The 24,552-nt window shown below is 57.6% G+C and carries 20 protein-coding genes; 6 read left to right on the top strand and 14 right to left on the bottom strand.

The features are described from left to right. Positions 1 to 2 precede the first annotated feature (2 nt). Positions 3 to 776 carry a transporter substrate-binding domain-containing protein gene (locus MUU53_RS10205; RefSeq protein WP_247260810.1) on the bottom strand — a complete coding sequence of 258 codons (774 nt, stop codon included), beginning with the start codon at positions 774 to 776 and terminating at the stop codon, positions 3 to 5. A 31-nt stretch (positions 777 to 807) separates the two neighbouring features. Beyond that, positions 808 to 1,587: an ABC transporter ATP-binding protein gene (locus MUU53_RS10210; protein WP_247260811.1), complete on the bottom strand. Its 780-nt coding sequence runs from the start codon at positions 1,585 to 1,587 to the stop codon at positions 808 to 810. A 193-nt stretch (positions 1,588 to 1,780) separates the two neighbouring features. On the opposite strand from MUU53_RS10210, the gene MUU53_RS10215 reads away from it, so the two are divergent. Next, complete coding sequence (locus tag MUU53_RS10215) at positions 1,781 to 2,251, top strand: Lrp/AsnC family transcriptional regulator (RefSeq protein ID WP_062553044.1); 471 nt, start codon at positions 1,781 to 1,783, stop codon at positions 2,249 to 2,251. A 42-nt stretch (positions 2,252 to 2,293) separates the two neighbouring features. Here MUU53_RS10215 and MUU53_RS10220 read toward each other — a convergent pair whose 3' ends face one another. Beyond that, positions 2,294 to 4,324 carry a DEAD/DEAH box helicase gene (locus tag MUU53_RS10220; RefSeq protein ID WP_247260812.1) on the bottom strand — a complete coding sequence of 677 codons (2,031 nt, stop codon included), beginning with the start codon at positions 4,322 to 4,324 and terminating at the stop codon, positions 2,294 to 2,296. Positions 4,325 to 5,091: 767 nt separating this feature from the next. Then, complete coding sequence (locus tag MUU53_RS10225) at positions 5,092 to 5,298, bottom strand: hypothetical protein (RefSeq protein WP_247260813.1); 207 nt, start codon at positions 5,296 to 5,298, stop codon at positions 5,092 to 5,094. 205 nt (positions 5,299 to 5,503) lie between these two features. Between MUU53_RS10225 and MUU53_RS10230 the strand changes: the two genes are divergently transcribed. Both MUU53_RS10230 and dxs read left to right on the top strand, forming a co-directional pair. Further along, positions 5,504 to 6,337, top strand: coding sequence for a hypothetical protein (locus MUU53_RS10230; RefSeq protein WP_247260814.1), 834 nt, complete (start codon positions 5,504 to 5,506; stop codon positions 6,335 to 6,337). A 204-nt stretch (positions 6,338 to 6,541) separates the two neighbouring features. Further along, positions 6,542 to 8,458 carry a 1-deoxy-D-xylulose-5-phosphate synthase gene (dxs, locus tag MUU53_RS10235; protein WP_247260815.1) on the top strand — a complete coding sequence of 639 codons (1,917 nt, stop codon included), beginning with the start codon at positions 6,542 to 6,544 and terminating at the stop codon, positions 8,456 to 8,458. Positions 8,459 to 8,546: 88 nt separating this feature from the next. Here dxs and MUU53_RS10240 read toward each other — a convergent pair whose 3' ends face one another. The 3 genes from MUU53_RS10240 to MUU53_RS10250 form a co-directional block, all read right to left on the bottom strand. Continuing rightward, positions 8,547 to 9,116 (bottom strand): P-loop NTPase family protein, encoded by a 570-nt coding sequence (locus MUU53_RS10240; protein ID WP_247260816.1) that lies wholly within the window; start codon positions 9,114 to 9,116, stop codon positions 8,547 to 8,549. A 43-nt stretch (positions 9,117 to 9,159) separates the two neighbouring features. Then, positions 9,160 to 10,167 (bottom strand): DUF4424 domain-containing protein, encoded by a 1,008-nt coding sequence (locus MUU53_RS10245; RefSeq protein ID WP_247260817.1) that lies wholly within the window; start codon positions 10,165 to 10,167, stop codon positions 9,160 to 9,162. A gap of 121 nt (positions 10,168 to 10,288) precedes the next feature. Continuing rightward, positions 10,289 to 12,334 carry a methyl-accepting chemotaxis protein gene (locus MUU53_RS10250; RefSeq protein ID WP_247260818.1) on the bottom strand — a complete coding sequence of 682 codons (2,046 nt, stop codon included), beginning with the start codon at positions 12,332 to 12,334 and terminating at the stop codon, positions 10,289 to 10,291. Positions 12,335 to 12,571: 237 nt separating this feature from the next. On the opposite strand from MUU53_RS10250, the gene MUU53_RS10255 reads away from it, so the two are divergent. Both MUU53_RS10255 and MUU53_RS10260 read left to right on the top strand, forming a co-directional pair. Further along, entirely contained in the window at positions 12,572 to 13,360 is a 789-nt protein-coding gene (locus MUU53_RS10255) for a TlyA family RNA methyltransferase (protein WP_247260819.1), read from the top strand. After that, complete coding sequence (locus tag MUU53_RS10260; RefSeq protein WP_247260820.1) at positions 13,357 to 14,604, top strand: class I SAM-dependent RNA methyltransferase; 1,248 nt, start codon at positions 13,357 to 13,359, stop codon at positions 14,602 to 14,604. Before MUU53_RS10255 ends, MUU53_RS10260 begins: the two co-directional genes overlap by 4 nt. Before the next feature lie 31 nt (positions 14,605 to 14,635). Here the strand turns inward: MUU53_RS10260 and MUU53_RS10265 are convergent, their stop codons facing one another. From MUU53_RS10265 to MUU53_RS10285, 5 genes are all read right to left on the bottom strand, one after another. Then, positions 14,636 to 16,432 (bottom strand): methyl-accepting chemotaxis protein, encoded by a 1,797-nt coding sequence (locus tag MUU53_RS10265; protein WP_247260821.1) that lies wholly within the window; start codon positions 16,430 to 16,432, stop codon positions 14,636 to 14,638. A gap of 281 nt (positions 16,433 to 16,713) precedes the next feature. Next, positions 16,714 to 16,992, bottom strand: coding sequence for a hypothetical protein (locus tag MUU53_RS10270; protein ID WP_247260822.1), 279 nt, complete (start codon positions 16,990 to 16,992; stop codon positions 16,714 to 16,716). A 139-nt stretch (positions 16,993 to 17,131) separates the two neighbouring features. After that, positions 17,132 to 19,213, bottom strand: a complete 2,082-nt coding sequence (locus MUU53_RS10275; protein WP_247260823.1) for a methyl-accepting chemotaxis protein — start codon at positions 19,211 to 19,213, stop codon at positions 17,132 to 17,134. A gap of 333 nt (positions 19,214 to 19,546) precedes the next feature. After that, positions 19,547 to 20,302: a crotonase/enoyl-CoA hydratase family protein gene (locus tag MUU53_RS10280; protein WP_062553055.1), complete on the bottom strand. Its 756-nt coding sequence runs from the start codon at positions 20,300 to 20,302 to the stop codon at positions 19,547 to 19,549. Between the two features lie 24 nt (positions 20,303 to 20,326). After that, entirely contained in the window at positions 20,327 to 22,105 is a 1,779-nt protein-coding gene (locus MUU53_RS10285) for an acyl-CoA dehydrogenase family protein (RefSeq protein WP_247260824.1), read from the bottom strand. 236 nt (positions 22,106 to 22,341) lie between these two features. Here MUU53_RS10285 and MUU53_RS10290 point away from each other — a divergent pair, with 236 nt between their 5' ends. Beyond that, on the top strand, positions 22,342 to 23,340 hold the full coding sequence (locus MUU53_RS10290; RefSeq protein ID WP_377307204.1) for a transporter: 999 nt from the start codon (positions 22,342 to 22,344) through the stop codon (positions 23,338 to 23,340). Between the two features lie 52 nt (positions 23,341 to 23,392). On the opposite strand, the gene MUU53_RS10295 is transcribed toward MUU53_RS10290, so the two are convergent. Both MUU53_RS10295 and MUU53_RS10300 read right to left on the bottom strand, forming a co-directional pair. Then, positions 23,393 to 23,857: a BA14K family protein gene (locus tag MUU53_RS10295; protein ID WP_062553260.1), complete on the bottom strand. Its 465-nt coding sequence runs from the start codon at positions 23,855 to 23,857 to the stop codon at positions 23,393 to 23,395. A gap of 205 nt (positions 23,858 to 24,062) precedes the next feature. Then, positions 24,063 to 24,533, bottom strand: a complete 471-nt coding sequence (locus tag MUU53_RS10300; RefSeq protein ID WP_247260825.1) for a BA14K family protein — start codon at positions 24,531 to 24,533, stop codon at positions 24,063 to 24,065. Between the last annotated feature and the right edge of the window lie 19 nt (positions 24,534 to 24,552).

The following is a 24,552-nucleotide window of genomic DNA, read 5'->3' on the forward strand; positions in this document are numbered from 1 at the left end:
TTTTACTTTGCGCCGTAGACGTCGAAATCGAAGTATTTCTTCGTGATTTCGTCGTATTTTCCACTGGCGCGCACAGCGGCGATGGCCGCGTTGAGCTTGGCCTTCAGCTCCGTATCGCTCTTGCGCAGACCGCCGCCGACACCGATACCCAGAACGGCCGGATCATCAGCAACATTGCCCATGTCGGCGCAGCAATTCTTACCTGCCTCGCTCTTCAGGAAATCGCCCAGCACGATGGAATCGGCGAACACATAATCGATGCGGCCATTAGCAAGATCCTGCAGGGCTTCATCCAACGTCTGATAGGTCTTCTCATCTGCCTGCTTGGCGAAATACTTCTTGTAGTATTCCGTCTGACTTGTCGAAACCTGAATACCGATGGTTTTACCCTTCACGTCCTCGACAGTGGCACCCGGCTTCTGGTCCTTTGGACCGATCAGCTTGCTCGGCGTATTGTAGTATTTGTTGGTGAAGTCGATGATCTTCAGGCGCTCATCGGTGATCGACATTGACGCCCAGATCACATCCAGCTTCTTGGCTTGAAGCGCCGGAATCAAACCATCCCAGGAAGACTCCACGATCGTGCATTTTTCCTTGATCTCAGCGCAGACGGCATCCATCAGCTCGATTTCCCAACCCTGCCATTTGCCACTGGCATCCTTGGCGAAAAAGGGCGGATAGGCTTCATTCAAGATTCCAAAGCGCACCTCAGCCTGAGCGGCAAAGGCTGAGGCAATGAAAGCTGCGCCAGCGAGAAGGAGAGAGAAAGGCTTCATCAGGCAATCATCCTTGTTTTGCGTTGAGATGTCAGCGGGAAAAACCGTTGGTGAAACTGCGCGCCCGCTCTGTCAGCGGGGCATCGAAAACCTGTTGCGGCGGCCCCTGTTCGGCGATCTCGCCTTTGTCGAGGAAGACGACATGGCTGGACACATCACGGGCAAAGGCCATTTCATGAGTCACAAGAAGCATGGTGCGCCCCTCCTCTGCCAGATCGCGGATGACCTTCAGCACCTCGCCCACCAGTTCCGGATCAAGCGCGGAGGTCGGCTCGTCAAACAACATGACAGCCGGATCCATGCACAGAGCCCGCGCAATGGCAGCCCGCTGCTGCTGACCACCGGACAGGAAAGCCGGATAGGTATCCCGCTTGTCGGACAGTCCCACCTTGGCCAGCAGCGCCTCAGCCTTCTCGATGGCTTCGCGGCGTGACTTTCCCTGAACATGGATCGGGGCTTCGATGAGGTTTTCCAGAACCGTGCGATGAGCCCAGAGATTAAAGCTTTGAAACACCATGCCGAGCCCGGTGCGCAGCCGCTCCAGCTGGCGGCGGTCGACCGGCTCCAATCCTCCCTGGCGCGCGGGCTTCAGCTTCAGTTCCTCGCCTGCCACGATGATGCTGCCCTGGTCCGGCTTTTCCAGCAGGTTGATGCAGCGCAGAAGCGTGCTCTTGCCGGAACCGGAGGAGCCTATGATGGAGATGACGTCGCCCTTTTTCGCCGTCAGCGAAATCCCGCGCAGCACTTCGAGACCGCCAAAGGTCTTGTGCACATTCTCGATCTGCAAGGCTGCGGTTTGTTGCGGGTTCATTCAAAACTTCTGTTGCCTGATGAGTTTGCGCACAATAAAGCTTCATTGCGCGGTTTATTCTCGCTTCATCGTCTAATGACGCATAAAATCGTCACCATAAAGGAACAGACGCATATTTTCCCTGCAATTGAGGGAAAATTCGTCTCGAATGAGGTCAACGTGAGAAAGTTCTCGCAAGGAGAGGAGAGCTGGTATGGCTGAAGCGCTGGATACCTTTGATCGCGCAATTCTGGACCTCGTTCAGAAGGACTGCCAGCTGAAGGCGGAAACCATTGCCGACGAGGTTGGCTTATCAGCCTCGGCCGTGCAGCGCCGCCTAAAGCGGCTTCGCGACAATGGCGTCATCCAGGCGGAGGTGGCTGTCATCAATCGCAAGGCGACCAGCTTTCCGATGACCTTCATTGCGGGCATGGAAATCGAACGCGACAACTATGATGCGCTCGCCCGCTTTCGCCAATGGGCGGAAAAGCAGCCCAATGTGCAGCAGGTTTATTATGTGACCGGCCAGGTGGATCTGATCGCCATCATCACCGCGCGCGATGTGGAGCATTATGACGATATCAGCGCGCAATTGATGGCCGACAATCCGCAGATCAAGCGTATGACGACCAATGTCGTTCTGCGCGATGTGAAGACAGGCCTGTTTATTCCGGTGGAGGAGTGAGCAAAAGGCCCGGATCGCTCCGGGCCTTTTCGCTATCCGATATTACCAGTTCTTGCCCTTGGCATTGGCATTGGCATTGGCCTGCTTGGGCTTACCCTTCTTCGCGGCATAGGGCTTTGCCCCATCCTTGAAGGGAGTCTTGGCGGCGTAGGGCTTTGCGCCTTCCTTGCGGGCTGGCTTATCGCCGCGCGCGGGCCGATCCGAGAAAGGACGCTCGGAGAAGGAACGCTCGCCTGCCGGACGGTCTTCGTTGAAGCGCTTCTTTGGCTTGTCCTTGGTCCACTCGCCGCCACGCTCGCTGCGTGCTTCGCCACGAAACTCCTTGCGAGCGTCATCGCGACCTTCTGTCCGGGCGGGACGATCTTCATAGGAGCGCTTGGCAAACGGCTTGTCGTTGCTGCGGTTTTCAAACGGGCGGGAAAGATCCGGCACGCCATCCAGCTGCTTGACGCGAACGCCACGCTCCAGCGTCTTGTTCGGGCCGATGGCACCGAGGAAGTCATCCACCTGATCGGCGGCAATTTCCACGAAGGTTTCTTCCGGCTGCATCTTGATCGCGCCGATGCTGGCCTTGGTCAGGCTGCCATTGCGGCACAGCATGGGGATGAGCCAGCGCGGCTCTGCATTCTGCTTGCGACCAACCGACAGCGAGAACCAGACGGCGGGGCCAAACTCGCCGCGCGGCGTGCGCGGTGTCGACTCGAATTCCTGACGCTCGCGGCCACCTTCGCGAGGCTTGCGCGCATCCTTGCCCTGAACGGAGACCTCAATCAGATCCTCCGGAGCCGCATTGCGGGCGCGGTGAAGCGCCACCAGAGCCGTGGCCAGTCGCTCTGCGCCATATTGTTCAGCGAGCTTGGCGATCAGATCCTGCTCTTCCTCACGAGCCTCTTCCTGGAAGATTGCATCGTTGAGAAGGCGCTCCTGATCGCGGGCGATGACTTCATCGGCGCTTGGCGGACGAACCCAGTTCGGCGTTACATCGGCGCCGCCCAGCAGACGTTCTGCCTTGCGACGCTGGTTGACGGGCACGATGAGCGCGCTGATGCCCTTGTTGCCGGCGCGGCCCGTGCGGCCCGAACGGTGAAGCAGCGTTTCGGAATTGGTGGGCAGGTCGGCATGAATGACGACTTCGAGACCCGGCAGATCGATACCGCGGGCGGCCACATCGGTCGCGATGCAAACGCGCGCGCGGCCATCGCGCATGGCCTGCAGCGCATGAGTACGCTCGTTCTGTGTCAGTTCGCCCGAAAGCGCCACGACCGAGAAATTGCGGTTGCTAAGGCGCGCGGTCAGATGGTTCACATTGGCGCGCGTGGAGCAGAACACGATGGCGTTTCTGGCTTCGTAGAAGCGCAACACGTTGACGATGGCGTTCTCGCGGTCTGCGGGAGCAACGACGAGCGCACGATATTCAATGTCGGCGTGCTGCTTTTCTTCAGACGCGATCTGAATGCGCACGGCATTGTTCTGATACTGCTTGGCAAGCTTGGCGATGCCGGAGGGAACGGTTGCCGAGAACATCAGAGTGCGGCGTTCTTCAGGTGCAGATTCCAGAATGAATTCCAGATCTTCGCGGAAACCGAGGTCCAGCATCTCGTCGGCTTCGTCCAGAACGGCGACGCGGATGTTGGACATATCCAGCGCGTTGCGGCGAATATGGTCGCAGATGCGGCCAGGCGTGCCGACAACGATATGGGCGCCACGTTCCAGCGCGCGGCGTTCGTTGCGAATATCCATGCCGCCCACGCAGCTGGCAATCACCGCGCCTGCCGGCTCATACAGCCAGTCGAATTCGCGCTTTACCTGAAGGGCAAGCTCACGAGTCGGCGCAATGATCAGCGCCAGTGGTGCTTCTGCACGGCCAAAACGCTCACCGTCATCCAGCAGGTTCGGCGCGATTGCGATACCGAACGCAACCGTCTTGCCAGAACCGGTCTGGGCTGACACCAGAGCGTCGGAACCGGACAGGTTTGGATCGAGCATGGCTTCCTGAACAGGCGTCAGGGTTTCATAACCGCGTTTTGACAACGCCTTGGCAATCGCCGGAACGGCGTTCTTCAGATCGGACATCACTTCTCTTTCGGAATGGGGATGAGCGCATTGGCGCGCCGCTGCCCCTAGATCGAGATCCGTTCTGAGTGCAGCGCAACATTGGCCTCTCCCTACTCATTTGTTGAGCAAATGTCAAAGCCGCGAAAGCGAGATCTGCCAGAACCGTGTTGCATGGCTAATACCAACTGTCGATGATAGGGACCGATTGCGCCGGAGCGATCCTGGTTTGCGTAGATGACGTTCGAAGGCCAGAAGCACCCGGTCTTGTGGATGGACCGGATTTCCTCCACCGACTTTGTCGCAGTCCTCGCAGGGCAAAAACAAAGCAGGCTTTGATTTTTGCGCGGCGGGCAATCACTCGGTTTTAGAAATGGAGTCACGGGGGCGCATATACCCTGCGCTCCGCGAACAAAACATTTTATTTAAAATATTTCGCAAATTTCTAAAATATATACTGTCTTTTACAATTGACCGATCGAAAAATATTGACTCTCTGCGACATATATAATTAACTAATTTCATCTCGGCATTCACGCGACGTTTATCTGCAGTTTTCATCTTATGATGCGTAAAAGCTGTATTTTCGATAAGATATTTCGCGGTCAAAATAGCCACTAGGCAAGCAAAACCAAGTAATTTTAGTTTGGAGAATTATTTGCGATGATCAAAGGTGGTATCGGTTCAAGACCAGTCAACAGTATTCCCGAACGTTTCACATCGAGCGTAGAGCCACCCACCACTCCCTCGCGCCCCGACCGCTCGAAAAGTAAAGTTGGCCCTGGCACTCAGTCGGCGGCAAGGTCCAGCTCACCTGGAAATCCGGCCCCACCTGCAAAACCTATTTCCGCGAGAAGGCCGGCCTCCACCGAAAGGCCAGTCTTGCCTGGAGAAGCATCCCGCCCTTCAGTGCCCGAGCCCTCTGCAATGCCTTCTTTCGTGGCAAAGTCATCGTCTGCTGTAAGGCCAGGCGACTTAACTGGGGATGATCCCATTAAACCCATTCGTGACTTATCCAATGCATTCCAATTGTTGAATAAGCGACCGGTTGGAGACCAGACAGGCTTTCCTGCGGGTGTCGCGCCGCGCAACAGAATGTTAACTGAAAAGGAGCTTTCAGAGCGACCTCTCCAGACCTTCCTGGAAGACCCCAACTCTTTCGCCGCAAGCTACTTCATAAATACAATGCACAATTTCGTAATGCCTGGGCGAACAGTACCGCCGGCGCAGCCCGGCGTCACCGTGGACGGATCGGACAGCCAGGTCGGCTTTACCCTTACCCGCACCAGCGACCATACTGCCGACATGACCATCACGGGCAACCTTTCGGAACTGGGGCGACCGGGTACGCCATCGTCTGCGCATGCCTACTATCTGCCATTTACAAATGGCGGGGCGACAACAATTCGTGTTCCGAGGCATCCCAGCCCGTCAGACCCGCAGTTCGTCGTTACAGGTCCATTTACCGGCTGCTCGTTCTATGTCCGGGAGGATCCGACAGATCCGAACTCTCTAATGTTTACGCATGACCCGCGAAGAGGTGTTGGAACCACCACATCACCCACCGGCATTCCTGCAGGTGCTATCGGTATGAGTTTCGACAACAATTACGGTCGCGCGCACAATATGCCACCGTTTACGGTACCCTCTGCAAGCGCATTTGCCGCCTATGATCGCGCCAACGGTCGCTGGGTCATGCATGTGCAAAATGCGACAGTTCAAGTTCCGCCGCCCGGATCAAATCAGCGAACGACGATTCAAAGGCAACGCGTGCCAGGCCAGATTGAAGGGGCGTACATCCCGATTGATTTCAGGCCGTCAAGGCCCCCGGACATTGGCCCATCGAATTCAGTCACCGATGAAGGTTTTTCAAGCTGGGCTACATTTGCTGAAACCGGAGCGGGAACTGGTGCTGCACTTGGTGGGCTTGCTGGTCCATGGGGCGCCCTGGCTGGTGCAGTAGCTGGCGGCATTGTCGGGAGTTCAGCATGGCTCTTCCGCTGGACGCAGCATCATGACACCAGCCGCCCCTGACGCTATGGCCATACCCTAACCGATCGGGATCGGCCTGTCGGAGATTTAAATGCGGTGAAGACACTTGAACGAAGGGCTGGTGTCTTTGCCTTAAGATAGAAATCGTATAGAAGCGCGGCTGTTAGCACTTGAAAATGCCGCGCTTCTTTTCAATGTGAAAGGGTATGTAGGCTTTCGGGCGCAAAAGCAGAAAAGGCCCTTTCCTTGACTTCTACCCCGAATACGCCCCTTCTGGACCAGGTGAACTGGCCCGCCGATTTGCGCAGGATCGACGATCGCGAACTCCCGCAACTCGCCCGTGAAGTGCGTGACGAGATGATCGATGCGGTTTCCAAGACCGGCGGCCATCTGGGTGCGGGGCTGGGCGTGGTGGAACTCACCATCGCCATTCACAAGGTTTTCAATACGCCGGATGACCGGCTGATCTTCGATGTCGGCCACCAGTGCTACCCGCACAAGATCCTGACCGGACGCCGTGACCGCATTCGCACGCTGCGGCAGGAAGACGGCCTTTCCGGCTTTACCAAACGTGCGGAGAGTGAATACGACCCGTTTGGCGCGGCCCATTCCTCCACGTCCATTTCGGCAGGCCTTGGCATGGCGGTGGCGGCTGATCTTTCGGCCACGCCGCGCAACGTGATCGCCGTGATCGGTGATGGCGCGCTTTCCGCTGGCATGGCCTATGAGGCGCTGAACAATGCGGGCGCTCTGGATGCGCGGCTGATCGTCATTCTCAACGATAACGACATGTCGATTGCGCCGCCTACCGGGGCGATGAGCGCCTATCTGGCCCGCCTTGCCTCTGGCCGCACCTACATGGGCTTCCGCGAATTCGGCAAGAAGCTGACCGCCTATCTGGGCAAGAATGTCGACCGCGCCATTACCCGCGCCGTTGAGCACGCGCGCGGCTATGTGACCGGCGGCACGATGTTCGAGGAAATGGGCTTTTACCATATTGGCCCGATCGACGGACATTCCTTCGAACACCTGCTGCCCGTGTTGCGCAATGTGCGCGACAATGCCAAGGGTCCGGTTCTGATCCACGTCGTGACGCAGAAGGGCAAGGGATATCCACCAGCGGAAGCGGCTGCCGACAAATATCACGGCGTCAACAAGTTCGATGTGATTACCGGCACGCAGGCGAAGCCGAAACCAAACGCGCCTGCCTATACATCCGTGTTTGCCGAAGCGCTGGTGCAGGAAGCCAAGCTGGACGAGAAGATCGTCGGTATCACCGCGGCCATGCCATCGGGTACCGGCCTCGACAAGTTGCAGAACCTGTTTCCCGAGCGCACCTTCGATGTGGGCATTGCCGAACAACATGCGGTAACCTTTGCCGCCGGTCTCGCCGCCGAAGGCTACAAGCCCTTCTGCGCGCTCTATTCCACCTTCCTGCAACGCGGTTACGACCAGGTGGTGCACGATGTAGCGATCCAGGGTCTGCCCGTGCGTTTCCCCATCGACCGCGCAGGTTTCGTGGGTGCCGATGGCCCGACGCATGCGGGCTCTTTCGACACGGGCTTCCTCGCCTCCCTGCCCGGCTTTGTGGTGATGGCCGCCGCTGACGAGGCGGAGCTGAAACACATGGTGCGCACGGCCGCCGCCTATAATGACGGCCCGATTTCCTTCCGCTATCCGCGCGGCGAAGGCGTGGGCGTCGACATGCCGGAGCGGGGCGAAATTCTGGAAATCGGCAAGGGACGCGTGATGAAGCAGGGTACGAAGGTTGCGCTGCTTTCCTTCGGCACACGCCTTGCCGACTGTCTGCTGGCGGCGGAAGATCTCGATGCAGCGGGTCTTTCAACCACGGTTGTGGATGCGCGCTTTGCCAAGCCGCTGGATCATGACCTCATCCGCCAGCTTGCCCGCCACCACGAGATTGTAGTCACTGTCGAAGAAGGCGCCGTCGGCGGTTTCGGCTCCCAGGTCATGCACTTCCTCGCCAATGACGGCCTGCTCGATAGCGGGCTGAAAATCCGCTCGCTGGTGCTGCCTGATCTCTGGATGGATCAGGCCAAGCCGGAAACCATGTATGCCAAGGCAGGGCTCGACCGCGCCGGCATCGTGAAAACCGTGTTCGATGCACTGGGCCGTGGGGCGAAGGTAGGCGCTGCCGGGTGAGGTGTGCTGAAAGTAGATGATGTATTAGAATTCCATATCAAGATAGAAGTGGAACCCTGCCAAGGCGGGACAACCCCATTTGAAAGAATCATCCTCTTTCAGTGAGAGACTTCACAATCGCGTCCATTTCATAATGAGAGCGAAACACAACTACCGGAATTTCGGGTCCATACTGGTCAATCCTCTTGATAAAAAGAGGCGCGTAACGCTTTTCAAAGTTCCATATGTACGACAAGAACTCCCGATCAGGCAGAGGCTCTGGGCAACCATCTGCCATTTCAGGGCGAACTGATCCATAATATCGAAAAACACGCTTGAACAAGCCGAGAAGCGCAACGCGTCTTGGAACGCGCACCCAAAATATCAATTCTGTCCTCGGAAGTCTGAGATCAAATGAAGATGCTCCACTTCCATCCATAACCCAGCGTTCCCGCAAAGCCAGATGTTTAATTGTTTCCCGCTGCTCGGCTCGATCACGCTCAACCCAACCAGGAAGCCATCGGACATCTCGGTCAAGCGATTGAAATTCGAGGTTGAGGCAAGCGGCGATTTTAGCGGCAAATGTTGTTTTTCCGCCGCCTGAACATCCTATCACCAATACACGTGTTGATGTAGCGAGAATGTCCACGGCTTCGTCAGAAGACACGTAACGCGGCATTCAGATAACTTCCTCCCAGTCGGCAAACTGACCATCCCTCCCCTCACTGCTGCAACGGAGGGTTGGACACCAAAAACAAAATATCCAGATCCTTTTCCGGCCAGAAATCGGTCTTTTCCATTACGAAGGTGGTAGGGCCGGTTTTCTTGATGCCATCGGCGCAGATGCTGAGGTAATTGTCCGGCTTGCCCTTATCGATCGTGAGCTTGAACTTGCCGATCGAGCCGCCCCAGTTGGCGCCGGTTTTCAGCACGTAGGAAAGCCAGCTTTCCGTGTAGTAAGGTCCACCGGACTGTGACGCCTTGTCAAGCTTCATGGCTGTTTTCAGGAAGGCGTCGTCGATGCAGTAGCGATCCTTGTAGCTCGCATAGGTCTCGTTGGTTTTGCCTTCGCTCAGGAACGATATGGCAACCGTGCCACCGACGCTCGGCTTGTAGCGGTGGCTGACACGCACCGGTTTCTTCGCCGGAAATGTCGTCTTCCAGAAATAGACGGACTGCATCGTCCACAGTGGCGTATAAACCGTCTGCACGCCCTTCCCCGCATCATAGACATCCGGGAATAGCAGGCCCTTGCTTTGCCAGTCCTTCAGAACATCGGGGGCAAGAGTTTTCAGCGCCTCGAGCGTTTTTTCGCTGTAGGGCAGCAAGGGCACATTCCGGCTTTTCAGCAACTCGGTGTAATCAACCGATAGCGCGCTGACCCGCTGCTGGAGCTGCGGCGTGATTGCCTTGCCGTCCTGCGTCACAGAGAACCCAAGAAAGTTGTCTGCCTCGAAATCGGGGATCGCAACATTGGCGTTCGGCTGCGCCGTAATGTCGGGCATGGGGAAAGCGACGACGCTCTCCACGTCCTTGTCGCTATTGTTCTGGAACACATAATCGACGCGCACTTCGTCCATGGAGAGAAACAGGTTTTCCTCGACCATCGAAACATCGCTGCTGATGACATAAGTCAGACCGCCTGTGCGCAGTTCCGCCATCGTATCATTGGCGAGCGCGGGTGCGGCGAGACAAAGCGCCGCCATGGATGCAAAAAGCAGATGTTTCATGGTCATGTCCCCTTAGATTGCTAATGAACTTAGCGCGGCAATCATTTTACCGGAAGAGCCTCGCATGCGAAAAAGGGCCGCTTTCGCAGCCCCTTCCCGGTCTCTCATCCATGAGGGTTGATCAAAACTCTTCCCAGTTATCCTGAGACGGTTTGGCTTGCTGTGCGCCGCCGCCAAATGCCTTGGCCAGCGTATTATGAAGCGCATTGGCAGGAGAGGCTTTCGGGCGTGACGTCGTGGTGGCCGCAACAGGACCGCGACCGATGGCTGGACGTCCCGCAGATTTTACCGCCGCTTGCGATGCTGGCTGTGCAACAGGCGCGGGCTTGGCACTGGCGACAGGGGCGGCAGGGGCGCTCGCATTGAAGCTTGAGCGCGCAGGACCGGAACGCGGTGTTCCCAGCTTGAACTGTCGCAACAATTCGTCAAGAGAACTTGCCTCGCGGGCGAGCGAATGGCTGGCCGCTGTCTGCTCTTCCACCATGGCTGCGTTTTGCTGGGTATTTTGGTCCATGGCGGAAATCGCCTGGTTAATTTCCTGAAGACCGAGCGATTGCTCGCGCGTAGATGTAACGATAGCCTTGATGTTGTCGTTGATTTCCTGCACCTCGACCACGATGGCCTGCAGTGCCTCACCGGTTTCACCAACCAGGGCCACACCTGCATCCACCTGCTGGCTGGATGTGGTCAGAAGCGTCTTGATTTCACGGGCCGCGTTGGCGGAGCGCTGGGCCAGTTCGCGCACTTCCTGCGCAACGACCGCAAAGCCCTTTCCGGCTTCACCGGCGCGGGCGGCCTCGACACCGGCATTCAGTGCCAGAAGGTTGGTCTGGAAAGCAATATCATCAATGACGCTGATGATATTGTTGATTTCGCTGGACGATTTCGAAATGCCCTCCATCGCGGACACGGCACGGCGCACGACTTCGCCAGAACGTTCTGCTCCCACGCGCGCCCGCTCGATGCGCTGGCCGACATCTTCGGCGCGCTTGGCGGAATCCTTGACCGTCGTGGTCACTTCCTCGATGGCGGCAGCCGTCTGCTCAACGGAGGCCGCCTGACGCTCCGTGCGCTTGGCAAGATCATCCGTTGCAGCGCGGATTTCAGCAGCGCCGGCATTGATGGCAGAGGCGTTGTGACCAACGCTTTCCAGTGCGCCTTGCAGCTTGGCAAGCGCCTGGTTGAAGTCCACACGCAGGCGATCCAGATGATCGGCAAAGGGGTTGTTGAGGCGATGGGCAACATCGCCATCCGCCAGCTTGACCAGTCCTTCTGCCAGGGAATTCATGGCGAATTCGATTTCCGCCGTTTCGCGCGCCTTACGGGCGTCGTTGTCCTGACGCTCGCGATCCGAAGTCAGGCGGATACGGTCCGTTTCGGATGCAAGCCGAAGTTTTTCGACCGCTGCATCCTTGAACACGGCAACGGCCTTCGCCATCTGGCCCACTTCATCGCCGCGATCGAGAGCCGGCACATTGATCTCATGATTGCCATTGGCCAATTCCGTCATGGCATTCGTCATGCCAACGATTGGCGTAACGATGGCGCGTGACAGAAGCAAGATGAGCGTGGTTGCAATGATACCGGCGACACCGCCACCGACGATCAGCGTCCAGAGAACGGCTTCCTGAGCGGACTTCTGCTGCGCTATCATGCCGTTTTTGAAGGCTTGCGCTTCAGCACGGACCTTGGCCGCTGCCTTGCGAAAATCTGCCAGCTGCGCGGTGCTTTCGCCTGCCTTTGCTTCTGCAACGGTGGCTTTGGCCTGATAGGCCTTCACCTGCGGCTCAACCACTTCCTTGTTGAAGGCGTCTGCTGCGCTGCGCATCTGTTGCAATCCAGTAACGATGCCAGCTTGTCCAGCCGCGAGCTTTTGCACGGCATCCAGTGCCGCAACGCTTGCGGACCGCTGAGCGCTGATACTGGCCAGCATTTCGGCACTGCCAGAGATGAGATAGCCGCGCAGAGCCAGTGCCTGTTCAAGCTGAGCTTCTGACGCTGCAGCCACGAGCGTATCCGCCTCTTGGGCCACGACCAGAGCATCGGACGCCTGCGAGGATTTCAGGCCTTGCCAGTAAACAACGGCAGAAGCGCAGCCGCAGACAAACATCAGGGCAAGGAATGTAGAAATGATTTTCTTACTGATGGACAGGTCTCGGAATGACATCGGGTACCGCTTTCGAAAAGCACTGTGCGTGACCTTACAGAATCGCAGTTGCGTTAAAATTGCGTTGCTCTCCCCGCTCGAAACATCAATTGACCTCCAGAAACTGTCAGTTTCTACAGATACTTAAAAAGAGAAACTGAATAAGATAGCATTTGTTATCTTGGGCCGGATCCGCGAATATGTCTGATAGACGCGAAAAGCCTTGCGTTGAGCGTGCGCGAGCGGCATGGACACAGAATGACAGCAAAGCGCACACAGACAGCGGCCGAGAGGCTTGATCAACTTCTCGTTTCAAGAGGGCTTTTCGAAAGCCGTTCGCGCGCGCGCGATGCAATCGCCCGCGGCACAGTGCAGGTGAATGGCGTGACCGTAACCAAGCCTGGTCAGATGGTTTCGACCGAGGCCACGCTTGTGGTGGACGATCCGGCACAGGCTTATGTCTCGCGCGCGGCACTGAAGTTGATCGCGGCGCTCGATCATTTCGGTATCGATCCGTCAGGCATGCATTGTCTGGATATCGGCGCATCCACCGGCGGCTTTACTGAGGTGCTGCTGGAGCGGGGCGCATCCCATGTCGTTGCCGTCGATGTGGGTCATGACCAGATGAACGAACGCATCGCTTCTAATGCGCGCGTCACTAATCTCGAAGGCCTCAATGCGCGAAACCTGACACGAGACGATATCGGCGCGGATTACGTTCACCTTGTCGTGTCGGATGTCTCGTTCATATCGCTCAGGCTTGCCTTGCCGCCAGCATTGGAACTGGCGGAGCCGGGGGCGCTGTGTGTGCTGCTCGTCAAACCGCAATTCGAGGCAGGACGTGAAAATATCGGCAAAGGCGGCCTCTTGCGCGATCCGTCTTCCGCCCCCGCCATCGCGGAGAATCTCAAGGCATGGCTTGAACAGGACATGGGCTGGAAGGCTCTCGGTCTCATTCCCTCCCCCATTGCCGGTGGCGATGGCAATCACGAATATCTTCTGGCTGGCAAAAAGCCCGGCAATCCATCGGAAAAAACCGCATTATGAGCACCGAATCCTACACCATTACCTCCCTTACCTCCAAGGGTATGGGCTTGGCCCATGCGGCGGATGGTCCAGTCTATGTGCCCTTTGCGCTGCCGGGCGAAACCGTGGCGGTGGCGCGGGTGGGCAACGAGGGTACGGTCATTTCCTACGGCCCTCCCTCCCCCGATCGCATTCAGCCTGCCTGTCGCCATTTCGGGCCTGAAGGCAAGGGCGGCACCTGTGGCGGCTGTTCGCTACAGCATCAGGCGAAACCCGCCTACAATGCCTACAAGCGGGATCTGCTGATCAACGCGCTGAAATCAAAGGGCATCGACGCGCCGGTCGGCGACCTGATTGAAGCACAGCCGCACCAGCGCCGACGGCTGGTGTTTACCGTCAGGCGGCCGGAAAAGGCGCTTGTCATCGGCATCAATCAGGCTGAGACGCATCATGTCGTGCCAGTCGAGGAATGTCCCATCGCGTCGGACGGACTGATTTCGCGGCTGGACGCACTGCACACCATTGCGCGTGCAACAGGCCATGACATGTTCCGCATCACGGTGACGGAAACGCTGACCGGTCTCGATATTTCCATGGATGGGTTGCGTTCGGGCCTTGATGATCGCCAGCGGCGTGCCGTGACCGAAGCGGTCATCGGTCTTCAGGGCATCGCCCGCGTTTCTGCCAATGGCGAGATCGTGGTGGAACCGCACAAGCCCCAGCTGGACTTTGAAGGCGCCCACGTCATCCTTCCCCCCGGCGGCTTTACACAGGCAACGCGCGAGGCCGAGGAGGCAATGGCAAAGCTTGCGATTGAGCATATCGGCAAAGCCAAACGTGTGGCCGATCTCTTTGCCGGGATTGGTACCTTCGCGCTGAGAATTGGCCGCAAGACCAGCGTTCACGCGGTCGAATCCGAAGAGCGGGCGGTCAAGGCGCTGGACCAGGCCGCGCGTATGACGCAAGGGCTGAAGCCCGTTACGGTGGAGCGACGCGATCTTTTCCGCCGCCCCATGACCCCGCAGGAACTCAAGGTCTATGACGCGGTGATTTTCGACCCACCCCGCGCCGGCGCCGAAGCACAAAGCGCGGAGCTTGCCCGTTCAAAGGTCAAGCGGATCGTTGCGGTCAGCTGCAATCCGCTGACGCTTGCACGCGATCTCGCCATTCTCACGAAGGGCGGCTATCGCATCAAGTCGGTGATTCCGGTTGATCAGTTCCTGTGGTCACCGCATGTGGAAGCCGTGGCGCTTCTGGAAAAATAACATTCCGCAGAAGCGCCTTTGCAGGGATTGATCAGAACTCTTCCCAGTTCTCTCCGGACTTGACTGCGGCGTTGCCGTGGAAGGCATGGGCGATTTTTGCCGTCATCTTTTTGATAGGTGGCGGCGCGACACTGCGTGACGGCACTGCGGAAGAGATGGCTGGCGAACCAGTCCGACGGGCAATCGGCTCGCCGCCAATCTTGAACTGACTGAGGAGCGCGAACAATTGCTCAGCTTCTCGCGCCAGAGTGTGGGATGCCGCGGATGTCTGCTCAACCATCGCTGCGTTCTGCTGTGTGCCCTGGTCCATCGTGTTAACAGCCATATTGATTTCCTTCAGGCCTGTTGCCTGTTCGCGAGACGCCTCCACGATCGCCCCGACATTTCCATCGACCTGCACCACCTGGGTGACGATTTCCTGCAGGGCCTTGCCAGTGGTGCCAACCAGATTGACGCCATTTTTGACATAGTCGTTGGAGGTAGTAATGAGCGCCTTGATTTCCTTGGCTGCCGTTGCGGAACGCTGGGCGAGTTCACGCACTTCCTGCGCCACGACCGCAAAGCCCTTCCCGGCCTCACCTGCACGCGCGGCCTCGACGCCGGCGTTCAGGGCCAGAAGGTTTGTCTGGAAGGCGATCTCGTCGATCACGCCGATGATATTTCCGATCTCACCCGCCGATTGCTCGATCCTACCCATTGCTTCGACGGCCTGACTGACGATATTCCCGGAATTCTCTGCATGTTCCTTTGTCCGGCGCACCAGTTGACCGGCTTCCTGCGCGCGTTGGCTGGAATCCGCAACCGTTGTGGTGATCTCTTCCAGTGCCGCTGCCGTTTCCTCGACGGAAGCTGCCTGCTGTTCGGTACGCTTGGAAAGATCATTCGAGGCAGACTGGATTTCCTGCGAAGCGGCGCTAATGGCGCTGGCGTTCTGCGCAATGGTCTGGAGGGTAGCGCGCAGTTTCGATGAGGTCTCATTGAAATCGATACGCAGGGTTTCGAGGACCGGAACGAAGCGTGTCGCCAATTCCTGCGTCATGTCTCCGTCCGACATGGCTTTCAGGGCGCCCGCCAGTTGTTCGACATTCGAGACCCGCTCGCTGACATCCGTACCGAATGCGACGATCTTGAAGACCCTGCCACTCCTATCGGTGATCGAGCTATAGCAAGCCTGCATGTGGATACGTCTGCCGCCCTTGCCGACGAGCAGGAATTCATCGGACACATGATGTCCGCCAGACAGTCTGGACCAAAAGCTGCGGTAGTCTTCGCTGGCTGAATGCGCAGCTTCACAAAACATGGAGTGATGCTTGCCCTGGATTTCAGATAACTGATACCCAAGCGCATTCAGGAAATTCTCGTTGGCTGCCAGGATCTCGCCCGCCGGTGAAAATTCGATCACGGCCTGCGCCTGGCCCAAAGCATGCAGCTTGCCTTTGTCTTCCGACCGTAGAAGGCTCTGTTCGGTAATATCGGTTGCAAACTTGACGATCTTGTAAGGCTTTCCGCCGCGCATTACCGGATTATAGGAGGCTTCGATCCAGATCTCGCTCCCATCCTTGCGGAACCGCCTGTACTGACCACGGTCGAACCGACCTTGCGCAAGCCCCTGCCAAAGTTCCTGATAGGCTCTGGATGACGCTTCCTCAGGATGCACGAAAATGCGGTGGTGCTTGCCGATGATTTCGGACAATTCGTATCCAACAGTTCGACAGAAATTCTCGTTCGCACTGATGATCGTACCATCCGGCTTGAACTCGATGATGGCCTGTGATCTGTGCATCGCATCAAGCACTGCCTTTGCATCCGCGCTGCCAATTCCAAACATCTTTTCCCCCGAAAATCGCTCTTTATTGCCCGTATCCGGTCATGCAAAAGCAACGGAATACAAAGCATGATGACGCAATATTTCCGGCAAATAACTTTACGGTTAGTAAAATTTTCATCAAAATTTAAAGATACAGTATATTGCGGTATCACATCTTTATTATTTTATATTTTTCTGTAAATCAAATGAAATCATTGGTTTAAATTTACAATTTTCAAGATTTAAATAGAACGCGGTAATAGCCGGTCGCAGCAAATTTATCTAAATAATTAACGCATACTTCAGTTGGCGAGCTGGAGCGTTCCGTTGCCGGTGACGCCATCGCAACGGCAGCGTCCGCCAACGCGTCCTTCCGATGCACGACACACATTGGGATATTGCTGGCTGGAACTTTGCGGTTGCGGCACCACGCAGACGTAACGCTGCCTTGGTTTGTAGTCATTGCTGTTATCTGTACGCGTATTGACCCCGCCACCGCCGATCACCGTGCCGTGTTGCTGGGCGCCAACGGTGCTAACACCGACGAAGATGATGAGCGCTGCAGACACTAAATGTTTCATGACAATCTCCCGAAATAGCCGCTCGCGACCCTGGAACGTCCGGCGTTAACCGGAGATGAATAAACGCATATCGAAGACGGGAAGAGGCGCCGGAAGCCTCGGCGCCTCTTCAAGCGTTTCAATCGTCGTTAACAGCAGGTTATGCAGCGCGGCGCGAATAACCGGTTGACGCCTGGCGATCGTCGATACGGAATTGCGCAATGAGGCTGTTCAATGTCGCGGCCTCGCTGGCAAGTCCATGGCTTGCCGCCGTCTGCTCCTCGACCATGGCAGCGTTCTGCTGCGTTCCCTGATCCATGGTGTTGACAGCAGTGTTGATCTCCTGAAGGCCAGTAGACTGTTCACGCGAGGCGGTCACAATCGCGTGGATATGCGTATTGATCTCTTGCACCTCCCTGACGATGACGGCAAGCGCCTCGCCCGTCTGATTGACGAGATCGACGCCACCGCGCACCTGATCCCCGGACGTACTGATCAAGGCCTTGATTTCGCGTGCAGCCGTGGCCGAGCGCTGGGCCAGTTCGCGCACTTCCTGTGCGACGACCGCAAAGCCCTTGCCTGCCTCGCCTGCACGGGCAGCCTCGACACCGGCGTTCAGGGCCAACAGATTGGTCTGGAACGCGATTTCATCGATAACGCCGATGATGCTGGAAATTGCCTCGGACGACTTCTCGATGTTCTGCATGGCCTCGACGGCACGCTGCACAACTTCACCGGACTTTTCTGCACCGGAGCGAGCGCGCGTGACCAGATGACCGACTTCTTCTGCCCGGCGCGCACTATCCTTCACAGTGGTGGTGATTTCCTCAAGCGCCGCTGCCGTTTCCTCGACCGAAGCCGCCTGCTGCTCGGTACGCCGTGCGAGGTTATCTGCGGCGGAACGGATTTCAGCTGCACCGTTGTCAATGGCGCGCGCATTGCGGCCAACTGTTGCCATGGCATCGTTCAGGCGTTCAACGGCTTCGTTGAAATCATTGCGCAAGCGATCGAGATCGCCTGTAAAAGGAGTATTGATCCGACAGGTCAGATCGCCATTCGCGAGTTGACCGAGCGATGTGGCAAGCGAGTTGACGACGAAGGCGATCTGTTCCGCCTCACGGGCCTTCGCGACTTCACGCTGCAGCCGCTCTTCCTCGGTGAGGGAGCGGTTCTCTTCCGCTTCCTTTTCGAGACGAGACTGTTCCATCATGCTGTTTCGGAACACCGCGACAGCTGCCGCCATTCGGCCAATTTCATCCTGGCGCTCCGTACCCGGAATTTCGACAGACAAATTACCCGCTGCGAGTTTATCCATACTAGCCGTCATAGCCGTGACAGGACGGACCACCACGCGGGAGATGACATAACCCAGCATGCCTGTCATGAGCAGAACCGCCAGCAGAGTCGCGACGGCGCCGCCAAGTCGCGCGTCGACCAGCGATGCATAAACCACATCCTTGTCCAACACGAAGCCAAGCTGCCATTTCACGTTGGGCAAACCCTGCACTGCGATAAAGCTGACCAGAACCGGCTTGCCGTTAAGGTCTGCCTCGGCAAGCCTGGAGGTTCGCTCTTTCACGGAAGGCAGAATATCCGTCAGGGACTTGTTGATGAGATCCGCGTTCGGATGCAGCAGGATCTTGCCCGCATCATTCATCAGGAAGGCATGGCCCACACCATCGAAGTCCAGTGATTTGATCTGGTTAACCAGCGTCTTCAGCGGAAAGTCACTGCCGGCGATCGCAATGATCTTGCCATCCTTGCGGATGGGTGCTGCGGACGTGATGGTCAGTTCATGGTCGGAAGCCGACATGTAGGGCTCGGTCAGAATGGTCGCGTTGGCAGCTAAAGCTGCCTTGTACCAGGGGCGCTTGCGGGGATCGTAATCGGCAGGCACGGATTTCTGTGGCCAGTTGGTGAAGACGCCCTGCTCATTACCCACATAGGAGCTGTTGAAGCCCTTGAGGGCCTCGTTTTGCAACATGGAGCGGATCTCGTCCGGTGTGGAAAGCTTTTCCGCAGCGGATGCGATCATCTCCGTTAGGCGAATGTTGGCGTTGAGCCAGTTGGTCATACTCTCGCCTGCCAGCTTTCCGGCGACATCCACTTTCTGCTGGATGGCATCGTGCAGCAACCGGGACTGAACGCGATCGCCATAATAGGCAAAACTGCCCAAAGCGACGACAACAACGGAGGTGGCGGCTACAAGTATGCGCGTCATGAGTTTGGAATTTTTGAGCATCCCGGCGCCTTCTTCTGTTCTTTTTGCACGGCATCGGTTCACGCCCCTCGATCAGAAGGAACGCACCTGCTTACCAAATGTAAAATATCTCGTTCAGCGAGGAAGGCCCGATATCATGTCGGGGCCACTAACTGAGGCGTGCTCTCGACTACAAATATTCAGTAAAAGTTTTAAGAACATTTTAAGCCAGCAGACTTCCGGCGATACCGAGTGGACGAGTATCGCAACAACATTCACTTTATGAATGTGACAAATGTCAAAGCTGAAAAGAAGCCGATCTTGTAATACTTGAATTACAATTGGGCAAGTTGCGCTTGCCCAACCGCCTCCGCATCAGCGCTTCATGAAGGCTTCGAAGGCTGCCCGTGCTTCCTGACTCCGCAGTTGCGCCTCGAAATGCACCATTTCCGCATCAATGCGCGTCAGCACTTCTTCCGCATCGCCCCGAACGAGGTTGCGAGCAATCCGGACGGCATTGACAGGCTTTGCCGCGATCGAGGCCGCCAGCGCAAGCGTTTCCGCCTCCAGTTGCTGCGGCTCCACGACGTCCCAGATCAGGCCTGCCGCCTGAGCCTGTTCGGCCGAGAACGGTTTACCGACGGCCAGCATGGCGAATGCGCGCTGATGACCCATGATGCGGGGAACCAGCAGGCTGGATGCCGCTTCAGGCACCAGGGCCAGATCCGTGAAAGGCGTGCGGAACTGGCTGCGCGTGGAGGCGACGGTCAGGTCGCAATGCAGGTGCAGCGTGGTGCCGATGCCGATGGCAAGACCATCCACGCCCGAGACCAGTGGCTTGCCGAAGCTTGCCAGAACTTTAAGAAAATCGACGGCAGCCGGAGGCTCCTTCGTTCCCGACATGGCATAGGTAAGAAAATCACCCATGTCGTTACCGGCGGAAAAGCATCCCTCGGAGCCCAGGAAGACCACGGCACGGATGGATGAATCATGGCCCGCCTCATGGAGGGCCATGACCATCTTGCGATACATGTCCGACGTGATGGCGTTCTTCTTCTCGGGCCGGTTCAAACGTATGACGAAAACACCGGGAAAGGCTTCCGGCCGCTCGATCAGAATATGGTCGGTCATGATTGGTCCTCTTCCTCGAACGGATTAAGCAAGCACGGCGCGGGCTGCCTGAAGGCTGGCTGCGCCATTGATGACGCGATCCTTCAGTGCGGCGGTTTCCGCAATCAGGTTTTCTGCCGTGAACCTGCAAAGCGAAAGACGCTGTTCGCGACCATGATCCTCTTCCGCAAGAGCGCCCTTGGCGAGATAGATGCCTGTCAGCGCAAGCCCGAAGAGACGCTGGTAGGGCGTGGCTCCTGCAAGCGCCGAGGCCGAATCTCCCGCGGCGAGCCTTGCCAGCAGCCACTCCGTGGTTTCTTCGAGATCTGCGAGGCTGGACGAAAGACGAGCCGCCGTTTCGCCGAAAGCTTCGAGATTGGAAGCGCGCACCTGTTCTGCGATCTCCTTCAGTTCGGCAATGAAGCCGCGCACGTGGTCGCCATTGGACAGCGGCAGCTTGCGGGTTACCAGATCGGCGGCCTGAATGCCGTTCGTTCCCTCATAGATCGGCGCGATGCGGCTGTCGCGCCACAGGCGGGCGGCACCGGTTTCCTCGATAAAGCCCATGCCACCATGCACCTGAATGCCGAGTGACGCTACATCGACGCCCGCATCGGTCGCGAAGCTTTTTGCAATGGGCGTCAGAAGTGCCGCCCGTTCGGCCCAATGACGCGCCTCGTCTGCGTCGCCATGGTGGCTGAGGTCCGTTGCATGGGCGCAGGAATAGCAGATGGCACGAGAGCCTTGGGTCAGGGCCTTCATCGTCACCAGCATGCGCGCCACGTCAGGATGCTCGATGATCGGGCTCATGCCCGAACCGGACCAGCCGGGCGCTTTGCCCTGCGTGCGGTCCTTGGCATATTGGACAGCCTTCTGGGTGGCGGCTTCGCAGATCGCGACCCCCTGCATTCCCACCGCCAGACGCGCATTGTTCATCATGGTGAACATGCAGGCGAGACCTTTGTTCTCCTCACCGATCAAATAGCCGATCGCACCCGGTTCGTTGCCGAACTTTCCGTCACCATAGATCATGGTACAGGTTGGCGAGCCATGAATGCCGAGCTTGTGCTCCAGGGAATGGCAGTGCAGATCGTTGCGTGCGCCGAGCGTGCCATCGGCATTGAGCAGAAACTTCGGCACGAGAAACAGCGAGATGCCGCGCGTGCCGGCCGGCGCATCCGGAAGACGGGCGAGAACCAGATGGATAATGTTCTCGGTCACATCATGTTCGCCCCAAGTGATATAGATCTTCTGGCCGAAAATCCTGTAGGTGCCATCGTCCCTGCGCTCGGCCCGACTTTTCATGACGCCGAGATCGGAACCGGCATGCGGCTCCGTCAGGTTCATCGTGGCCATCCATTCGCCGGACACCATTTTCGGAAGATACTGCGCCTTGAGAGCGTCCGATCCATGCGCAGACAAGGCGTCAACTGCACCCATGGTCAGCGTCGGCCCGAGCGTGAAGCCCATGGAGCCGCCGTTCCACATTTCCAGCGCCGCGACATTAAGCATATGCGGCAGGCCCTGGCCGCCAAAATCCGGGTCAGAGGTCAGGGAGTTCCAGCCACCGGCCGCCCAATCCTGGTACAGCTTGTCCCAGCCCGTAGGCACGATGACCTTGCCATCCACAAGGCGAGCACCTTCCTTGTCGCCCACCGGACCAAGAGGCGCCATTTCATCGGACGCGAAGCGGCCCGCTTCCAGCAGAATCGCATCGACGAGATCATCACTGAGATCGCCAAGCCTGCCGTCGGCAATTGCGCCTTTCAGGCCTGCAACATGGTTGAGTGTGAAGGCAATATCTTCGACCGGGGCCTTGTACATGGCGCGTCTCCTCGCAAAAATCCTCATGCCGCTGCGCGTGGCGCGGCGTCTCCTACCTGCTTTTTACGTAAACGTAAGATGACTTGTCAATCTCCCGTTCGCGGTGACCCTCGTGATCGCACTGGAGAGCGCTGTCACAAAACTGTTGCGAAGCTTCATTACGGCGGGTGGAGCAAGCATTCTTTATAGACGGCCAACCCCCTTGTTACGCCCAATCCAAGAGGTTCCGGGTGACGATTACTCTCTCAGGACCGAGCATTCCGGGCATGGTATGGGCCTATCAATGTCAGCGGGAAGAGCGCTCGTGCATGCGCCTTCCAGCAGATGCCACGCAAGATCAGATCACGCTGCCGCTCGACGGTTTCGTATGGCTGCATATGAGCCTTGCAGATCAGCGCGTTCCAGCATTTCTCGAGAGCCTTGGCACTGTCCCGCCGGATGTCGTTGCAGCTTTGACCACGCACGAAACGCATGCCTCCATCACGCTGGACGAGCAGAAGATCTACGGAACACTGGTGGATTTTCAGCGCGAGTTCGACAGCGAGACGCGGGATATAGGCTGGCTGCATTTCGCTGTCGTCGATCGGATGATCATCACGACGCGGCTGCAACCGCTGCGCTCCATCGACCGTGTGCGGGCAAGCCTTGAGAAGAATCCGGGACGTTGCCGTCAGCCCATCGACATCTTCGAGCTGATCGTCATCGAATTCCAGCGCACGCTGATTTCGCTCGTCATGGAACTGACGGAAGAACTGAACCAGATCGAGGATATCGTCTATGATGTGGATGCGCGGGACGAGCGCCGCAGACTGGCGCCGGTTCGCCGGACCATCGTACGCCTGCATCGACATCTTCGCACCATTCTCACCCTCATGCGCCGCGCCAGCGCCTCCGACGAGGACGAGATGCCGCCCGGCTTTGACGATACGGCCAGCCGTTTGATGGCGCGACTGGAATCGGTGGATTACGATGTCTATGCGCTACAGGAGCGCGCGCGCTTGCTGCACGAGGAAATCGACTCGAAGCTCTCCTCCGAGACGAACCGGCACCTTTACATCCTGTCGCTGATGACAGCCTTCCTGCTGCCACCCTCGCTTGTCACCGGCTTTTTCGGGATGAATACCTCAGACCTGCCGTTTGCCCATGGCGTTGGTGGCACCACGCTGGCCTTCGGCTTCATTGTGCTATCCGTGCTTTGCGCCTGGTGGATACTGCGGCGAGCAAGGATATTGTGAAGCAGAAAAGCCGCCCCTAGGGACGGCTTTGCAATCTTCACAATTCAATTGCTCAATAGAACGGAGAATAGCACTGCTGGCGCGGTCCGTGATTGGGCTGGAAGGTGTTGCTGTAGCTATCATACGACCGGTAGCGCGCCGCGCAATATTCGTAATGGCGCGGATTGATGCCGGAACGCGCCGGAGCGACATAGCGTGGAGCCGGAGCCACATAGCGCGGCTGAGCGGCAACCGCCCCACCGATCAGGGCACCTGCTGCAAAGGCTGCGAGCGGGAACCAGTAGCCATTGTGATAGCGGTAGCCATCCCGTCGCTCGCGATGGCCGCGATAGCCACCGTAATATCCGTCACGATGGCCGCCATAGTAATCGCGTTCGCGCCAGTACTGCACGGTCTGCACATCGCTTTTCACTTCCGGACGTGCGGTCAGGGGCATCGCTTCGGCGGGCAGGAATGAGGTCGCCAGAACCGCAGCAGACACTCCGAGAAGTGCGATTTTTTTCATCAAACTTGTCATATCCAGTCTCCAACCCGAAACGATCATCTGGAAGGTGTTGAACCCCTCACGATGGAGCTTGTCCGGGTTCAACTTGAGTGTAATCCGATTGGAGAAAGCTTACAAACCGGAAGCTGAACCGCTCATTAACAATTTCTTCAGATTTCCAGCAAAAGGCCCGGACTGTCGCGCAGTCCGGGCCTTTTTCAATTGTTGTCGTTGCAGATCAATAAGGCGAGTTGCAATAGCGGCGCTCGCCCGCGCTATTGGCCACATAAGTGTTATCGTAAGCACGGTAGGTCTTGTAGCGCTGCTGGCACCAGGCGTAGTGGCGGGAACTCAACGCGCCAGCCGGGGCCACCGCGCGGGGTGCCGTGGTCGCACCGCCAATAATCGCGCCGGCTGCAAAAGCTGCCAGCGGGAACCAGTAGCCATTATGGTAGCGATAGCCCGAGCGGCGTTCACGGTAACCGCGATAACCGTTGTAGTAGCCGCCGCGATATTCGTGGCGACGGTCCCAGCGTCGGTCATAACGGCGATCCCATCGGCGGTCAAACTGGACATTGACGACCGGTGCTTCCACCGATTGCTTTTGCTGTACCGGCGCGAACGGCATGGCCTGAGCCGGGGCAAGGCCGGTGACCGTTACAACGAGCGCCGTTGCCATGACCGCCAGCTTCCTGGTGAAAATACCCATTTTCGGTTTCCTCTGCTTT

This window comes from Affinirhizobium lemnae (assembly GCF_022968395.1).
GTDB classification, from domain to species: domain Bacteria; phylum Pseudomonadota; class Alphaproteobacteria; order Rhizobiales; family Rhizobiaceae; genus Neorhizobium; species Neorhizobium lemnae.

Coding starts and splice junctions, on each gene's coding strand:
- MUU53_RS10300 (WP_247260825.1), bottom strand. CDS start 24,533: ATGGGTATTTTCACCAGGAAGCTGGCGGTCATGGCAACGGCGCTCGTT.
- MUU53_RS10255 (WP_247260819.1), top strand. CDS start 12,572: ATGACAGCAAAGCGCACACAGACAGCGGCCGAGAGGCTTGATCAACTT.
- MUU53_RS10265 (WP_247260821.1), bottom strand. CDS start 16,432: ATGTTTGGAATTGGCAGCGCGGATGCAAAGGCAGTGCTTGATGCGATG.
- MUU53_RS10270 (WP_247260822.1), bottom strand. CDS start 16,992: ATGAAACATTTAGTGTCTGCAGCGCTCATCATCTTCGTCGGTGTTAGC.
- MUU53_RS10205 (WP_247260810.1), bottom strand. CDS start 776: ATGAAGCCTTTCTCTCTCCTTCTCGCTGGCGCAGCTTTCATTGCCTCA.
- MUU53_RS10230 (WP_247260814.1), top strand. CDS start 5,504: ATGCCTGGGCGAACAGTACCGCCGGCGCAGCCCGGCGTCACCGTGGAC.
- MUU53_RS10210 (WP_247260811.1), bottom strand. CDS start 1,587: ATGAACCCGCAACAAACCGCAGCCTTGCAGATCGAGAATGTGCACAAG.
- MUU53_RS10225 (WP_247260813.1), bottom strand. CDS start 5,298: ATGGGATCATCCCCAGTTAAGTCGCCTGGCCTTACAGCAGACGATGAC.
- MUU53_RS10285 (WP_247260824.1), bottom strand. CDS start 22,105: ATGTACAAGGCCCCGGTCGAAGATATTGCCTTCACACTCAACCATGTT.
- MUU53_RS10215 (WP_062553044.1), top strand. CDS start 1,781: ATGGCTGAAGCGCTGGATACCTTTGATCGCGCAATTCTGGACCTCGTT.
- MUU53_RS10275 (WP_247260823.1), bottom strand. CDS start 19,213: ATGCTCAAAAATTCCAAACTCATGACGCGCATACTTGTAGCCGCCACC.
- MUU53_RS10260 (WP_247260820.1), top strand. CDS start 13,357: ATGAGCACCGAATCCTACACCATTACCTCCCTTACCTCCAAGGGTATG.
- MUU53_RS10220 (WP_247260812.1), bottom strand. CDS start 4,324: ATGTCCGATCTGAAGAACGCCGTTCCGGCGATTGCCAAGGCGTTGTCA.
- MUU53_RS10245 (WP_247260817.1), bottom strand. CDS start 10,167: ATGAAACATCTGCTTTTTGCATCCATGGCGGCGCTTTGTCTCGCCGCA.
- MUU53_RS10240 (WP_247260816.1), bottom strand. CDS start 9,116: ATGCCGCGTTACGTGTCTTCTGACGAAGCCGTGGACATTCTCGCTACA.
- MUU53_RS10295 (WP_062553260.1), bottom strand. CDS start 23,857: ATGACAAGTTTGATGAAAAAAATCGCACTTCTCGGAGTGTCTGCTGCG.
- MUU53_RS10250 (WP_247260818.1), bottom strand. CDS start 12,334: ATGTCATTCCGAGACCTGTCCATCAGTAAGAAAATCATTTCTACATTC.
- MUU53_RS10280 (WP_062553055.1), bottom strand. CDS start 20,302: ATGACCGACCATATTCTGATCGAGCGGCCGGAAGCCTTTCCCGGTGTT.